At 72.3% G+C, this 14,283-nt stretch carries 14 protein-coding genes, 1 tRNA gene, 1 pseudogene and 1 riboswitch; of the genes and pseudogenes, 9 read left to right on the top strand and 7 right to left on the bottom strand.

The features are described 5' to 3' along the window. Positions 1-593: 593 nt before the first annotated feature. Entirely contained in the window at positions 594-3,422 is a 2,829-nt protein-coding gene (locus tag ACZ5DC_RS09710) for a transglycosylase domain-containing protein (RefSeq protein WP_468651297.1), read from the top strand. Positions 3,423-3,470: 48 nt separating this feature from the next. On the opposite strand, the gene ACZ5DC_RS09705 is transcribed toward ACZ5DC_RS09710, so the two are convergent. The 3 genes from ACZ5DC_RS09705 to ACZ5DC_RS09695 form a co-directional block, all read right to left on the bottom strand. Further along, positions 3,471-3,791, bottom strand: a complete 321-nt coding sequence (locus ACZ5DC_RS09705; protein WP_103810145.1) for a DMT family transporter — start codon at positions 3,789-3,791, stop codon at positions 3,471-3,473. A gap of 44 nt (positions 3,792-3,835) precedes the next feature. Further along, positions 3,836-3,908: riboswitch (guanidine-III (ykkC-III) riboswitch) on the bottom strand. 64 nt (positions 3,909-3,972) lie between these two features. Further along, positions 3,973-4,332, bottom strand: coding sequence for a GroES family chaperonin (locus tag ACZ5DC_RS09700; protein WP_014672972.1), 360 nt, complete (start codon positions 4,330-4,332; stop codon positions 3,973-3,975). Positions 4,333-4,354: 22 nt separating this feature from the next. Beyond that, positions 4,355-4,684 (bottom strand): DUF3618 domain-containing protein, encoded by a 330-nt coding sequence (locus ACZ5DC_RS09695; protein ID WP_366750348.1) that lies wholly within the window; start codon positions 4,682-4,684, stop codon positions 4,355-4,357. Positions 4,685-4,777: 93 nt separating this feature from the next. Between ACZ5DC_RS09695 and bcp the strand changes: the two genes are divergently transcribed. The 4 genes and pseudogenes from bcp to ACZ5DC_RS09675 all read left to right on the top strand — a co-directional run bounded on the left by bcp (position 4,778) and on the right by ACZ5DC_RS09675 (position 6,097). Then, positions 4,778-5,245 (top strand): thioredoxin-dependent thiol peroxidase, encoded by a 468-nt coding sequence (bcp, locus tag ACZ5DC_RS09690; protein WP_468651075.1) that lies wholly within the window; start codon positions 4,778-4,780, stop codon positions 5,243-5,245. Between the two features lie 115 nt (positions 5,246-5,360). Further along, positions 5,361-5,511, top strand: a pseudogene (locus tag ACZ5DC_RS09685) (HNH endonuclease); the annotation flags it as partial. A 357-nt stretch (positions 5,512-5,868) separates the two neighbouring features. Beyond that, positions 5,869-6,009, top strand: a complete 141-nt coding sequence (locus ACZ5DC_RS09680; RefSeq protein ID WP_468651295.1) for a zinc finger domain-containing protein — start codon at positions 5,869-5,871, stop codon at positions 6,007-6,009. 15 nt (positions 6,010-6,024) lie between these two features. Further along, positions 6,025-6,097, top strand: a tRNA-Leu gene (locus ACZ5DC_RS09675). Positions 6,098-6,153: 56 nt separating this feature from the next. On the opposite strand, the gene rdgB is transcribed toward ACZ5DC_RS09675, so the two are convergent. Continuing rightward, entirely contained in the window at positions 6,154-6,756 is a 603-nt protein-coding gene (rdgB, locus tag ACZ5DC_RS09670) for an RdgB/HAM1 family non-canonical purine NTP pyrophosphatase (protein ID WP_468651073.1), read from the bottom strand. Between the two features lie 26 nt (positions 6,757-6,782). Continuing rightward, a complete protein-coding gene (locus ACZ5DC_RS09665) occupies positions 6,783-8,117 on the bottom strand; it encodes an SGNH/GDSL hydrolase family protein (RefSeq protein ID WP_468651071.1) in 1,335 nt (444 codons plus the stop codon). A 195-nt stretch (positions 8,118-8,312) separates the two neighbouring features. On the opposite strand from ACZ5DC_RS09665, the gene ACZ5DC_RS09660 reads away from it, so the two are divergent. After that, a complete protein-coding gene (locus tag ACZ5DC_RS09660; RefSeq protein ID WP_468651069.1) occupies positions 8,313-9,626 on the top strand; it encodes a DUF445 domain-containing protein in 1,314 nt (437 codons plus the stop codon). Positions 9,627-9,690: 64 nt separating this feature from the next. Then, the gene (locus tag ACZ5DC_RS09655) at positions 9,691-11,244 is read left to right on the top strand and encodes an MFS transporter (RefSeq protein WP_468651067.1); all 1,554 of its coding nucleotides are present in this window, start codon (positions 9,691-9,693) and stop codon (positions 11,242-11,244) included. 138 nt (positions 11,245-11,382) lie between these two features. On the opposite strand, the gene ACZ5DC_RS09650 is transcribed toward ACZ5DC_RS09655, so the two are convergent. Then, on the bottom strand, positions 11,383-11,853 hold the full coding sequence (locus tag ACZ5DC_RS09650; protein ID WP_468651065.1) for a hypothetical protein: 471 nt from the start codon (positions 11,851-11,853) through the stop codon (positions 11,383-11,385). Between the two features lie 196 nt (positions 11,854-12,049). On the opposite strand from ACZ5DC_RS09650, the gene ACZ5DC_RS09645 reads away from it, so the two are divergent. Further along, a complete protein-coding gene (locus ACZ5DC_RS09645) occupies positions 12,050-13,003 on the top strand; it encodes a GlxA family transcriptional regulator (RefSeq protein WP_468651063.1) in 954 nt (317 codons plus the stop codon). Between the two features lie 34 nt (positions 13,004-13,037). On the opposite strand, the gene ACZ5DC_RS09640 is transcribed toward ACZ5DC_RS09645, so the two are convergent. Next, the gene (locus ACZ5DC_RS09640; protein ID WP_468651061.1) at positions 13,038-13,340 is read right to left on the bottom strand and encodes a hypothetical protein; all 303 of its coding nucleotides are present in this window, start codon (positions 13,338-13,340) and stop codon (positions 13,038-13,040) included. Positions 13,341-13,540: 200 nt separating this feature from the next. Between ACZ5DC_RS09640 and ACZ5DC_RS09635 the strand changes: the two genes are divergently transcribed. Next, the gene (locus ACZ5DC_RS09635; RefSeq protein ID WP_366750359.1) at positions 13,541-13,966 is read left to right on the top strand and encodes an Hsp20/alpha crystallin family protein; all 426 of its coding nucleotides are present in this window, start codon (positions 13,541-13,543) and stop codon (positions 13,964-13,966) included. The last annotated feature ends 317 nt before the right edge of the window (positions 13,967-14,283 follow it).

Genomic DNA, 14,283 nt, shown 5'->3' with positions numbered 1-14,283 from the left:
CCCGAGCCCGCCAGGCGGCCCGCGCCCGCACGGAACAGACGGGTGCGGCGGGAACCGCCGGAAGCACGGCCTCCGGGGTTCCTGGCCGTGGCCCGGCGTCCGGCGACGGCTCGGGGGCCGGCCGTGGGCCGGCGTCCGGGAGCGGCCCGGCGACGGGGCGTGCCGCGGAATCGGGACGTGAGCGGGAAGCCGCCGGCGGCCCGGCCGCTGGCCGTGGCCCGGTGTCCGGCGACGGCTCGGGGTCCGGCCGTGGCCCGGTACCTGGTCGTGGTTCGGCGACTGGACGTGAGCAGGGAGCCGTCGGCGGCCCGGCCGCCGGGCGGGGTTCGCAGGACGGGTCCGGCCGGACGTCCGGCGGTGGCCCGGTGTCCGGGGGGCCGTCGGCCGGTGGTGCCGGCGTGGCATCCGGCCGCGGCGCGGAGCCCGGTCGCGGTCCGGTGCCCGGCCGGCGCGCGGAGTCCGGCGACGGGCCGGTGTCCGGCGCGGCCGCGGCCGCCGACGGTGACAGTGGTGCCCGCGCCGCCGGGGGTGCGTCCGCCGGCGGCGGGAAGCCGGGCGGCTCCGGGCAGGAGCCGCCCGCCGAGAGCACCCAGGTGCTCCGCCGTGTCACCCCGCCCCGCGAACCGCGTTCCGGCGCCCGGCAGGAGGCCGACTCCGCCCCCGCGCCCGAGACCACGCAGGTGCTGCGGCGGGTCAACGCGCCCCGCTCCGGTGAGCCCGCCGGTGAGCCGGACCCCACCCGCGGTACCCCGCCCCCCACCGTGCCCCGCCCCGGCGGCGAGAACCGCGCCGCCCAGGCGTCCGGTGCCGCCGCTCCCTCCTCCCCGGCCGCCGCCCGGGCCGCCCGCGCCGCCCGCGCGGCCGGCACCGCCGCGGCGGGAGCCGGTGCCGGGGCGGCAGCCGGCGCCCAGGCCGCCAAGCCCGCCGCCGCGTCGGCGACCGGCGCCGCGGCCGCCTCGGCCGCCTCGGCCGCCGGCCCCGGCACCGATCCCCAGAACGCCACCGGAGCCCTCACCACCACCCTCCCCGCCACCGACGGTGAGACCGCCGACGGCAAGGGCAAGAAGGGCAAGAAGGGCAAGCGGCCCAAGCGGACCGGCTGGCGGCGGATCATCCCCACCTGGCGCATGGTGCTCGGCACCTTCTTCGTCGGCGTACTGCTGCTCGTCGGCCTCTTCTTCGTCGGGTACTCCCTGGTGAAGATCCCCCCGGCCAACGCGTTCGCCACCAAGCAGAGCAACGTCTTCCTGTACGCCGACGGCTCACAGCTGGCCCGCGACGGCGAGGTCAACCGCGAGAACGTCACCCTCGCCCAGGTCTCCAAGGACGCCCAGCACGCCGTACTGGCCGCCGAGGACCGCGACTTCTACACCGAGTCCGCCATCGACCCCAAGGCGATGCTCCGGGCCGGCTGGAACACCGCGACCGGCAAGGGCAAGCAGTCCGGCTCGACGATCACCCAGCAGTACGTGAAGAACTACTACCTGGCCCAGGAACAGACGGTCACCCGCAAGGCCAAGGAGTTCTTCATCGCCATCAAGCTCGACCAGAACAAGTCCAAGGACGAGATCCTGGAGGGCTACCTCAACACCAGCTACTTCGGCCGCAACGCCTACGGCATCCAGGCCGCGTCCCAGGCCTACTACGGCCGTGACGCCGCCGACCTCGACCCGGCCCGCGCCGCCTACCTCGCCGCGCTCGTCAACGCGCCCAGCGAGTACGACGTCGTCGCCCACCCGGAGAACCGCAAGGCGGCCGTCGCCCGCTGGAACTACGTCCTGGACGGCATGGTCACCAAGGGCTGGCTCAGCGAGTCCAAGCGCGCCGGCATGAAGTTCCCGATGCCGAAGGAGCAGACGGTCTCCACCGGCATGTCCGGCCAGCGCGGCTACCTCGTGGAGGCGGTCAAGCAGTACCTCACCGCCAACAACATCATCGACTCCGACCACCTCACGGCCGGCGGCTACCGCATCACCACCACCATTCAGAAGGACCGGCAGGACGCCTTCGTCAAGGCGGTCGACGACCAGCTGATGTCCAAGCTGGACAAGAAGAACCGCAAGGCGGACACCTACGTCCGGGCCGGCGGCGCCTCCGTCGACCCCAAGACGGGCAAGGTCGTCGCGATGTACGGCGGCATCGACTACGTGAAGCAGTACACCAACGGCGCCACCCGCGGTGACTTCCAGGTCGGCTCCACGTTCAAGCCGTTCGTGTTCACCTCCGCCGTGGAGAACGGGTCCACCACCCAGGACGGCCGCGCCATCACCCCGAACACGGTCTACGACGGCACCAACCAGCGCCCCGTCCAGGGCTGGAACGGCGGCGCCTACGCCCCCGAGAACGAGGACCAGAAGTCGTACGGCCCGATCACCGTCCGCAAGGCCACCGACGCGTCGGTGAACTCGGTCTACGCGCAGATGGCCGTCGACGTCGGCCCCGCCAAGGTCAAGCAGACCGCGATCGACCTGGGCATCCCCTCCGGCACCCCGGACCTCCAGCCGTACCCGTCCATCGCCCTCGGCACCGCCACCGCCAGCGTCCTGGACATGGCGGAGGCCTACGCCACGCTCGCCAACCACGGCAAGCACGGCACGTACACCCTGGTCGAGAAGATCACCAAGGACGGCACCGACGCGGTCAAGCTGCCCGAGCAGCCGGCCAAGCAGGCCGTCAGCCGGGAGGCCGCCGACACCACGACCTCGGTCCTGCAGAGCGTGGTCGAGACCGGCACCGCCACCGCCGCCCAGGCCGCGGGCCGTCCGGCGGCCGGCAAGACCGGTACCGCCGAGAGCGACACCGCCGCCTGGTTCGCCGGCTACACCCCGGAGCTGGCCACGGTGGTCTCCGTCATGGGCCAGGACCCGGTGACGGCCAAGCACCAGCCGCTGTACGGGGCGCTCGGCCAGCAGCGTATGAACGGCGGCGGCCCGCCCACCCAGATCTGGGCGCAGTACACGCACGACGCGCTGCAGGGCAAGCCGGTGAGCAAGTTCGACCTGGAGCTCCAGCGGGGCGCCGACCAGGTCCAGGAGCCGCCCGCCACCAGCACCGCCCAGCCCGGCACCGACGGCGGCGGCAACGACGGCGGCGCCACCGCCACCCCGACGGACGGCGGCACCACCGGCGGGGCCACCCCGACGGACGGCGGCACCACCGGCGGCGGCACCCCGACGAACGGCGGCACCACGGGCGGCGGCACCCCGACCGACGGCGGCACGACCACGGACGGGGGCGCCACCACCGGCGGCGGCACCCCGACCGGCGGAGGGACCACCACGGACGGCGGCGCCACCACCGGTGGCGGCGGGGACACGACCGGCGGAGGCACGCCCACCGGCGGCGGGACCGCCGCGGGCGGCACACCGGGCGGCGGCACCACCGGGACGGACGGGGGGCCGGGAGGCTTCACCGGCACCTGACGCCTGACGTCTGACGTCGTAACCCCGGACGTCGTAAGCCCTGACGCCTCAGTGACCGCTGGTCGCCTTCAGCCCCACCACGGCGACCAGCAGCAGGCACACGAAGAAGATCCGGGCGGCGGTGACCGGCTCACCCAGCACCACCATGCCGAGCACCGCCGCACCGGCCGCGCCGATACCCACCCACACCCCGTACGCCGTACCGATGGGCAGGGACTTCGCGGCGTACGACAGCAGGACCATGCTCGCGACGATGCCCGCGCCGGTGAACAGACTGGGGACGGGCCGGGTGAACCCCTCGCTGTACTTCATCCCGATCGACCAGCCCACTTCCAGCAGACCGGCGACGACGAGCAGAACCCAGGCCATGACGGCACCTCCGAGACGCGGCGACTTTCCTACGGGTCGTTCCAGGTGCGTCGTCTTTGCCTTGGACCCGGTACGGCGCGTCTCGTCGGGCTCCTTCCGAACATAGCAAAAGCACGGCAAAGAGGGCCGGTGACGATGGTCACCGGCCCTCTCGCTCCCTGTCCTCCAGGTACAGCCCGTCCTACAGGTACAGCCCCGTGGAGTCCTCCGACCCCTCGAACCGGTCCGCGGCGACGGCATGCAGGTCACGCTCGCGCATGAGGACGTACGCCACGCCCCGCACCTCCACCTCCGCCCGGTCCTCCGGGTCGAACAGGACACGGTCCCCGGGCTCCACCGTCCGTACGTTCTGGCCGACGGCGACGACCTCGGCCCAGGCCAGCCGCCGGCCGACCGCCGCGGTGGCGGGAATCAGAATGCCGCCCCCCGACCGCCGCTCGCCCTCACCGGTCTCCTGCCGCACGAGAACCCGGTCGTGCAGCATCCGGATGGGCAGCTTGTCGTGGTGGGGAGTGCTGTGCTCGTTTCTGTTGGCGCTCACGGCTCGAACCTACCTGTCCCGGTCAGTCCCTGCGCCGCCGGGCCCCGAGGGCGAGCAGCCCCACGACCCCCACGACGACGAGCGCGACGGGCACCACCCGCTCCAGGCGCGGTGCCCCCTGATCGTTCACGAACTGTGCCCGTACCTCGCTCACGACACGGTTGACCTGCACGTACGCCCGTCCGACCGTGTGGTCGACATGGGCGACGGCCTTGGCCTTCGCATCGCCGACGATGGTCTTCGGATGCACCCGCACCCCGATCTCGTCGAGCGTCTCGGCCAGCACTTCACGGCGGCGCTTGATGTCCGCCTCGATCTGCGCCGGGGTTCTGGTGTCCGACGTGTCCGCCACCGTACGGCCTCCCAAGTCTGCTGATGCTGTTCCGGACAGTTTGTCAGCTCTGGGCGGCGCCGCACCGCAAGGCCCCCCGGTTAGGCTGGCCCGATGAGCGAGCGACTCCAGCCGGGGGACGTGGCCCCCGCCTTCACCCTCCCCGACGCCGACGGCACCGAGGTGTCCCTCTCGGACCGCAAGGGCCGCAAGGTCATCGTCTACTTCTACCCGGCCGCGCTGACCCCAGGCTGCACCAAGCAGGCCTGTGACTTCACGGACAACCTGGAACTGCTGGCCGGCGCCGGCTACGACGTCATCGGCATCAGCCCCGACAGCCCGGAGAAGCTGGCGAAGTTCCGCGAGAAGGAGTCCTTGAAGGTCACCCTGCTCGCCGACCCGGACAAGAAGGTCACCGAGGCGTACGGCGCCTACGGCGAGAAGAAGAACTACGGCAAGACCTACCTGGGCGTCATCCGCTCCACGATCGTCGTGGACGAGGACGGCAAGGTCGAACGGGCCCTGTACAACGTCCGCGCCACCGGCCACGTGGCGAAGATCATCAAGGACCTGGGCATCTGACCCCGCCCACCGCGTGAACGGCCCGCCCCGGGAAGCCCCCGGCGCGGGCCGTTCCCCGTGATCCCGGGCGTGACTGTCCGATAGTCGGTTCGTTACTCCGTACGGGCAGGGAACGCACGCCCGGATGGAGGTCGTCGGGGGTCATCACACGCACATCAGCCGCAGGATCAAGGCCTACGGCATCGACACCTCGTACTTCCGGCTGCCCGGAGGCCCTGCTCGTGGAGCAAGCGGTCGGCCAGGCCCGGCGCATTCCGAGTGACCGGCTCACGTCGACGGGGTCATCGTCTTCTTCGGTGCTCAGCCCAACGGCAAACAGCGCCGGCACCTCTTGCGGCGCCGAGACGCTACGCCGCCTCGGACGGCCGGATACCGGCACGCAGCGCGCGCTGCTGCGCCAACGGGTCGCCGAAGAGGGCATCTCGACCGTGCACTTCCTAGGACAGGCGCACCAACGTGGCAGGACTCGCGCGGACCGCGTCAGACGTCCAGAGGACATCCTGGTCAGGCACGACGGCCGACGTCGGACGCGCACCTACCTGCTCCGACGCGCGCTGAGCGAGGTGGGCGTACCGGAGGAGTGCGCCGAGTGCGGCACCGGACCGGAATGGGGCGGGCAGCCGATGACGTTGGAGGTCGACCACATCGACGGTGACTGGAGCGACGACCGGCGCGAGAATGTCCGGCTGCTCTGTCCCAACTGCCACGCGGCCACGGGCACCTGGTGCCGAGGGGGTCGGCAACGGCATACTTCCGCCCAGTAAGGTGGAGCACGGCAGGCGCTCGTACTCCAATGGCAGAGAGACAGGCCTTAGAAGCCTGGTGTTGTCGGTTCAAATCCGACCGGGCGCACGCAGACGGAGAGGTCCGGGACCTTCGTTTCCCAGGTCCCCGACCTCTCCGCAAACTCAGCCCAACAGCTCCCGCACCACCGGCACCAGCGCCCGGAACGCCTTCCCCCGGTGGCTGATCGCGTTCTTCTCCTCCGGGCTCAGCTCGGCGCACGTGCGCGTCTCGCCGTCCGGCTGGAGGATCGGGTCGTAGCCGAAGCCGTTCGTGCCGGCCGGAGCGTGCCGCAGGGTGCCGCGCAGCTGTCCCTCCACCACCCGCTCCGTGCCGTCCGGCAGGGCGAGCGCCGCCGCGCAGGCGAAGTGGGCGCCCCGGTGCTCCTCGGCGATGTCCGAGAGCTGGGCCAGCAGCAGGTCCAGGTTGGCCGCGTCGTCGCCGTGGCGGCCGGCCCAGCGGGCGGAGAAGATGCCGGGGGCGCCGCCCAGGACGTCGACGCACAGGCCGGAGTCGTCGGCGACGGCGGGCAGGCCGGTGGCCTGGGCGAGGGCGTGCGCCTTGAGCAGGGCGTTCTCGGCGAAGGTGACGCCGGTCTCCTTGACGTCGGGGACGTCCGGGAAGGCGTCCGCGCCGATGAGCTCGTGGGGGAGTCCGGCTTCGGCGAGGATCGCCCTCAGCTCGGTGATCTTTCCGGCGTTGCGGGTGGCGAGGATCAAGCGGGTCATGTCCGCCAGTATTCCTCGCCGCCCGGTCACAGCTCCGCCTGCCCCGCGCCCTTCAGGGTGCCGAGGTCGAAGACCTCGGCCATGGTGCGGTAGCCCAGGTCGCTGGGGTGCAGGTGGTCGCCGGAGTCGTACTCGGGGCGCAGCCGGCGCGGGTCGTAGGGGTCGCGGAGGGTCCTGTCGAAGTCGACGACCGCGTCGTAGACCCCGCCGGCGCGGATCCGCGCGTTGACCTGCTGGCGTACGGCTTCCCGGGCGGGGGTGTAGCCGTGGTGGCCCTGGAACGGCATGAGGGTGGCGCCGATGACCTTCAGGCCGCGGGCGTGGGCCTGGCGGACGAGGGTGCGCAGGCCGGTGACGATGCGGTCGGGGTCGGCGAGCCGGGGGTTGCGCAGGATGTCGTTGATGCCGAGGTCGATGACGACGACCTTGACGTCGGGGCGGTCGAGTGCGTCGCGGCCGAAGCGGTCGAGGCCGCTCGGGTTCTCGGCGGGCCGGCCGAGGCCGTCGGCGAGGACCTGGTTGCCGCTGATGCCCTCGTTGACGACGCTGTAGCGGGGCAGCTCCCGTCCGTTCCGCAGGGCGCTGCGCAGCCGGCCGGAGAGGATGTCGGGCCAGCGGTGGTTGGCGCCGGTGGTGGAGGTGACGCCGTCGGTGATGGAGTCGCCGAAGACGACGACGGTGCCGGTGGCCTCGTTGCTGAGCACGTCGAGGGCCGTCACGTACCGCCAGTACGGGGTCTGTCCGGTGTACGGGGCGCCGGTGGTGTCCTCGGTGCGGTCGCCGGTGGCGACGTAGGAGATCTGCCGGGCGCGCGGGTGGTAGGTGACCGGTCCTGAGGGGGTCGGGGAGTAGGTGGTGATCAGGACGTCGGTGTCGTGCGGGAGGGTGAGGTGCACGGCGTCGCTGACGGCTTGTGCGCCGGCGGGTATGACGACGCCGGGGGCGCCGTTGAAGGTGAGGCGCCGCATCGTTTCCGCGGTGGCGGCCGCGCTGCCGTCGCCCAGGGCGAGGGCGAGGGAGGCGTGGCTGATGGTGAGGGCGGACTGGCCGTACAGATTGGACAGCGTGACGCGGGCACTCGTACCGCCGGCGCTGGTGTGCACGACGTTGCGGACGGAGCGGCCCGCGAGGCCGGTCGTCTCGGTGCCGGGTTCGCCGCCGACGGGGGCGGTGGCCCAGGCGCCGACCCAGGTGCCGGTGGAGGCGGGGGCGGCGTGGGAGTCGCGGTGCGGGCGGTTGTCACCGAGGGTGTCGCGGGGGGTGCCGTCGTCGGCGGCGACGGTGAGGTACAGGGCGGCGGACAGGGCCACGACCAGCGCGACGAGCGCGCTCAGGACGGCATAACCATGACGCTTGGTCACGCTTGTGTTGTTCTCCTCGACAGATGGGAGCCGGGGGCTCCGATCTTTCTCACCCATGATGGGTCATGGGCCGGGGTGATGTGACAGGACCCTGCCACGACAACCCTTCAGACAGACGCCGGGAACTCCTGTTTCGTTCCGGGAGTCGGGCAGGAAGGGACAATTGTGTGCGGGATCACCGAACGGGTGGAGCTGATGGAACCTAGCGAGACGGGTACACCGGGGCGGGTCGCGTCGTACAAGACGATGACGGCGTTCACCCCGGCCGACGAGGAGCGCCGGCGCGGGGTGCGCCGGATGAAGGCCACGGCGACGGGCATGCTGCTGTTCGTCGCGGTGGTCTACGTGCTGGCGAAGGTGGCCGCGAACGCGGGTGCCGGGGCGTGGACGGACTATGTGGCGGCGGCGGCCGAGGCGGGCATGGTCGGTGCGCTCGCCGACTGGTTCGCGGTGACGGCTCTCTTCCGGCACCCGCTGGGGCTGCCCATCCCGCACACCGCGATCATTCCCACGAAGAAGGACCAGCTGGGTGTGTCGCTGGGTGAGTTCGTCGGTGAGAACTTCCTCTCCGGGGACGTGGTGCGGCAGCGGCTGCGGGCGGTGGGCATCGGCAGCCGGCTGGGGGCCTGGCTGGCCGAGCCGGAGCACGCGGACCGGGTGACGGCGGAGCTGGCGACGGCGCTGCGGGGCGCGCTGACGGTGCTGCGGGACTCCGATGTGCAGGCGGTGGTCGGTGAGGCGATCACCCGGCGGGCCAACGCGCAGGAGATCGCGCCGGGCATCGGCAAGACGCTGGAGCGGATCGTGGCCGACGGCGGGCACCGGCGGGTGGTGGACCTGGTGGTGGCCCGGGCGCACGACTGGCTGGTGCTGCACCGGGACGACGTGATGGTGGCGGTGGAGGGGGGTGCGCCGGGCTGGACGCCGCGGTTCGTGGACCGGAAGGTGGGCGAGCGGGTCTACAAGGAGCTGTTGCGGTTCGTGACGGAGATGCGGGACATGCCCTCGCACCCGGCGCGTGGCGCGCTGGACCGTTTCCTCGGTGACTTCGCCTCCGATCTCCAGTCCGACACGGACACCCGGGCGCGGGTGGAGCGGCTGAAGGGCGAGGTGCTGGGCCGGGGCGAGGTGCAGGATCTGATCGCGTCGGTGTGGACGGCCGTACGGTCGATGATCGTGGCGGCGGCGGAGGACGAGCGCAGCGAGCTGCGGACGCGGGTGCGGGCGGCGCTGCTGTCGCTGGGTGCGCGGATGGCGACCGAGCGGAAGGTGCAGGACAAGGTCGACAGCTGGGTGGAGGGTGCCGCGGTGCACGTCGTGACGACGTACCGCGGGGAGATCACCTCGTTGATCACGGACACGGTGGCGAGCTGGGACCCCGAGCACACGACCCGCAAGATCGAGGCGCACATCGGCCGGGACCTGCAGTTCATCCGCATCAACGGCACGGTGGTGGGTTCCTTGGCCGGGTTGGTGATCTACACCCTCTCGCGCTGGCTGGGGGCCTGACCGGACTGTTCCGCGCAGGCCAGGGCACCCGGTATTGCGTCCTTCGGACGTGGAGGGAGCGCCCATGAGCACAGCCGAGGCCGGCACCGACCGGACCCTCACCACCGACATCCCCGCCCGGCTCGACCGCCTGCCCTGGTCCCGGTGGCACTGGACGATCGTCATCGGGCTGGGGACCGTGTGGATCCTGGACGGCCTGGAGGTCACGGTCGTCGGCAACATCGCCAGCCGGTTGTCGGAGCCCGGCAGCGGTCTTTCGATCAGTTCCGGTCAGGTCACCGGTGTCGCCGCCGCGCTGTATGTGGCGGGCGCCTGCGCGGGTGCCCTGTTCTGGGGCCGGCTGACCGACCGTTTCGGCCGCAAGAACCTCTTCATGATCACCCTGGCGGTGTACCTGGCGGCGACGGCGCTCACGGCCGTCTCCTGGGAGGCCTGGTGGTTCTTCCTGTTCCGCTTCCTGACCGGTTTCGGCATCGGCGGTGAGTACGCGGCCATCAACTCCGCGATCGACGAGCTGATCCCGGCGAACTACCGCGGCCGGGTCGACCTGATCATCAACGGCAGCTTCTGGCTGGGCGCGGTCGGCGGCTCCCTGCTGTCGATCGTCGCGCTGGACACGGGGCTGCTGGCGAAGGACGTCGGCTGGCGCCTGACGTTCGCGCTCGGCACCGTCCTCGCCCTGGTCATCCTGCTCGTACGGCGGCATGTGCCGGAGAGTCCGCGGTGGCTGCTGATCCACGGCAGGGACCGGGAGGCGGAGGAGATCGTCTCCGGCATCGAACGCCGGGTGGAGGAGGAGCGGGGGGAGGCGCTCCCCGCGGCCGAGGGCGAGCTGGAGATCCACCAGCGCAAGAGCGTGTCCTTCATGGAGATCGCCCGCACGGTCTTCGGCCGTTACCGCAGGCGGGCGGTGCTCGGCTTCTCCCTCTTCATCGGCCAGGCGTTCCTGTACAACGCGATCACCTTCGGCTTCGGCGCGATCCTGACCAAGTTCTTCGACGTGCCCTCCGGTCACACCGGCTACTACTTCGCGGTGATCGCGGTCGGCAACTTCTGCGGTCCGCTGCTGCTGGGCAAGCTCTTCGACACGGTCGGCCGGCGGGTGATGATCTCCTCGACGTACCTGCTGTCGGGTGTGCTGCTGTTCGCCACGGCCTGGCTGTTCGACCGGGGCTCGCTGAGCGCGGGCACGCTGACCGCCTGCTGGTGCGCGGTGCTGTTCTTCGCCTCGGCGGGCGCCTCCAGCGCCTACCTGACGGTGTCGGAGATCTTCCCGATGGAGACGCGGGCGATGTCCATCGCGTTCTTCTACGCCCTCGGCACCGCGGCCGGCGGCATCAGCGGTCCGCTGCTGTTCGCCGACCTGACGGGCACGGGCCGGGTCGGCGACACGGTCCTCGCCTTCTGCATCGGCGCGGCGCTGATGTGCGCGGCCGGGCTGGTCGCCGCGTTCCTGGCGGTACGGGCCGAGCGCCGCTCCCTGGAGGACATCGCCCGCCCGCTGACGGCGGTGGCCGGCCGGGCCAAGGCCGCGGCCCAGGGCACTCGGCCGTCGAGGGGCACCCCGGGTTCGCAGGGCCCCGGCCCCACGGCACCGCCGGCGGCCAGCAGGCCGTGAGGGGCCGGGGCCGGGGGTGGTGCCGGGGTTTCCCCGGCTGGGCGCCGGTCCGGAGTGGGGCGGGTGAGCGTCAGGCTCTGTCGCGGAGCCCGGCGGGTGACCCGTCAGGCGCCGCTCGCGGAGCCCGGTGGGTGACCGTCAGGCGCCGGTCGTGGAGCCGGGCCGGACGATCATCAGGACGGTCACCGCGGCCCACAGCAGGTTGAACAGCCCGGTGACCATGCCGAGCCGCGCGGTCCGCCCAGCGCCCGCGCTTCCTCCGAGGAGCGCGGACTGGGCGGGCAGCACCAGTGCCGCGAGGACGAGGGCCGCGAGGGCGGTGAGGGCGATCGACACGATCAGCCAGGCGCTGCCGAGCACGCCCATCTCGCTCGCGGTGGCGAACCCGAAGACGGGGACGACGACGCCGACGACGGCGTAGACACGGCAGATGCGGTGCAGCAGGCGCAGGGTGCCGGTGGGGTCGCCGTCACCGTGGCCGGCGTCGTCGCCGGGCCCGGTGGCCAGGGCGCGGCGGGCGGCGGGCGGGAACATGCTGGCGGCGACGGCGACGGGACCGATGGCGAGGATCGCGGCGATGACGTGGACGGAGAGCAGGAACTTGGTCACGGGGGGACGCTAGAGGGCGCGGATGTGCCGCAGAAGTGGCGGGATTGCCAGTGCCCAACGGATTCTCGCCAGAGGGGGCGCCGGTCCGGTGGACCGGCGCCCTTTTCCGTCGCCGATCCCTGGTCGGCGGGGGATGGCAAGGCCGGCAAGGGTACGGCCCGGTTGGCGACAATCCGTCGTACGCTACATTCCTGCCATGCACACGGTGGCCGTACTGGCGCTGGACGGCGTCATCCCGTTCGATCTCTCCGCACCCATCGACGCCTTCGGCCGGGCGCGGCTGCCCGACGGCCGGGAGCCGTACCGGGTACGGGTCTGCTCGGTGCGGGAGGAGGTGGACGCGGGAGCCTTCACGGTCCGGGCGCCGTACGGCCTCCAGACGCTGGCGGAGGCGGACACGATCATCCTGCCCGGGGTGGCGCGGCCCCCCGAGGCGCTGCCGCCCGGGGTCGCCGAGGCCCTGCGCGCGGCGGCGGCGAACGGCACCCGGATCGCGTCGATCTGCGTGGGCGCGTTCCTCCTCGCGGCGACGGGCCTGCTGGACGGACTGCGCGCGACGACGCACTGGGTCGCGGCCGCGGACCTGGCCCGGCGCCACCCCGCGGTGAGGGTGGACCCGAACGTCCTGTACGTCGACAACGGCCAGTTCCTGACGTCGGCGGGCGCCGCGGCGGCCCTCGACATGTGCCTGCACATGATCCGCAGGGACTTCGGCTCGGCGGTCGCCGCGCACGCGGCCCGGCTGAGCGTGATGCCGCTGGAACGGGAGGGCGGGCAGGCCCAGTTCATCGTCCACGACCTGCCCCCGGCCCCGGCCGGCACCACCCTGGAGCCCCTGCTGGCCTGGCTGGAGGACCACTGCGACCAGGATCTGGCACTGGCCGAGATCGCGGCGAAGGCCGGCATGAGCACCCGTACCCTCAACCGCCGGTTCCGGGAGCAGACCGGTACGACGCCTCTCCAGTGGCTGCACCGGGCGCGGGTGCGACGGGCCCAGTACCTGCTGGAGACCACCGCGTACCCGGTGGAGCGCATCGCCGTCCAGACGGGCTTCGGCTCACCGACGGCGTTCCGGGAACGGTTCCGCAAGGTGGTGGGGACGAGCCCGCAGGCGTACCGGAGGGCGTTCCGGGCGGGGGAGGGGACGTGACGTGCCGCGGGCCGGGTCAGGCCGGGGGGCCGGGTCAGGCCTTGCGGTCGGCGACGGCCCAGGAGGCGACGGCGACGGCACCCGCGACACCGAGGACGGACGGCCAGGCGCCGATCTTCTTGGCCAAGGGGTGGGATCCGGCGAACGCGGCGACGTAGGCGGCGGTCAGCGCGCCCGCGGCCTTCCCGCCGGCCCGGGTGCGCCACTGCTGGGCCGCCGCGGCGCCGGCGACGGCCAGGACGGCTCCGCCGAGCTGACGCTTCCGGGTCCAGCGGGCGACGCCGTAACCGCCGAAGAGCCCGGTGGCGGCGACGACCGCGCTGGGAACTCCGGCCATGGTGGCCTCCTCGTTTTCCGTGTTCCGTGCCGTTGGGTCTGGCCCGAGGCTAACGCCGGTCCGAGGGCGACGCGCGAGCGGGGCGGGCGAGCCGCATCGGGGCCGAACCTGAGTCGAGGCTTGTCAAGTTTCCGGCGGAGAGTTATATAAGAAGCCGAAGGGCATCGCACCCCAGCCCCTGATGGAAGGAGTGACCTGTGATGCTCATGCGTACGGACCCGTTCCGGGATTTCGACCGGCTCACGCAGCAGCTCTTCGGCGCGAACACCCGCCCGTCCGCGATGCCGATGGACGCCTACCGTTCCGGGGATGAGTTCCTGGTCCACTTCGACCTTCCCGGGATCGACCCGGAGACGATCGAACTCGACGTCGAGCGCAACGTCCTCAACGTCCGCGCGGAGCGCCGCAACCCCGCTCCCGAGGACGCGGAGATGCTGGTCGCCGAACGGCCCACGGGTACGTTCACCCGCCAGCTGTTCCTGGGCGAGACGCTCGACACGGACCGCATCGACGCCTCCTACGAGGCCGGCGTCCTGACCCTGCGCATCCCGGTGGCCGAACAGGCCAAGCCGCGCCGCATCCAGATCACCGGCGGGGGCGGCGACCGCAAGGAGATCGGCGGCTGAGACCGCCGGATCAGCGGCTGAAAAGCGCCGCCCAGGCCGTGTGCCGGGCAGGGCGCGCGACCGCTCGCGACGCGTGACGACCACGTGCCCCGCATGCCAGGCCGGCAGGCGGGGCACCAAAGCGCACGGCAGGCTCACGCGGCGCATGCGGCCCAAGAGGCTGACGGTCCAGGCGGCCGGTGCGGCCCGAGCGGCCCGTGCTCCCCCAAGCGGCCCATGCGGCCCAAACAACCTGTGCAGCCCAAGCGCCCCGTGCCGCACATTGGCCGAACTCCCGCCCATGCCCGCTGAATTACGGGGTACCGGGCTTTCGGTGC

It is taken from the genome of Streptomyces sp. NPDC031445 (assembly GCF_055581365.1).
This window is presented reverse-complemented; position numbering and strand designations above follow the sequence as displayed.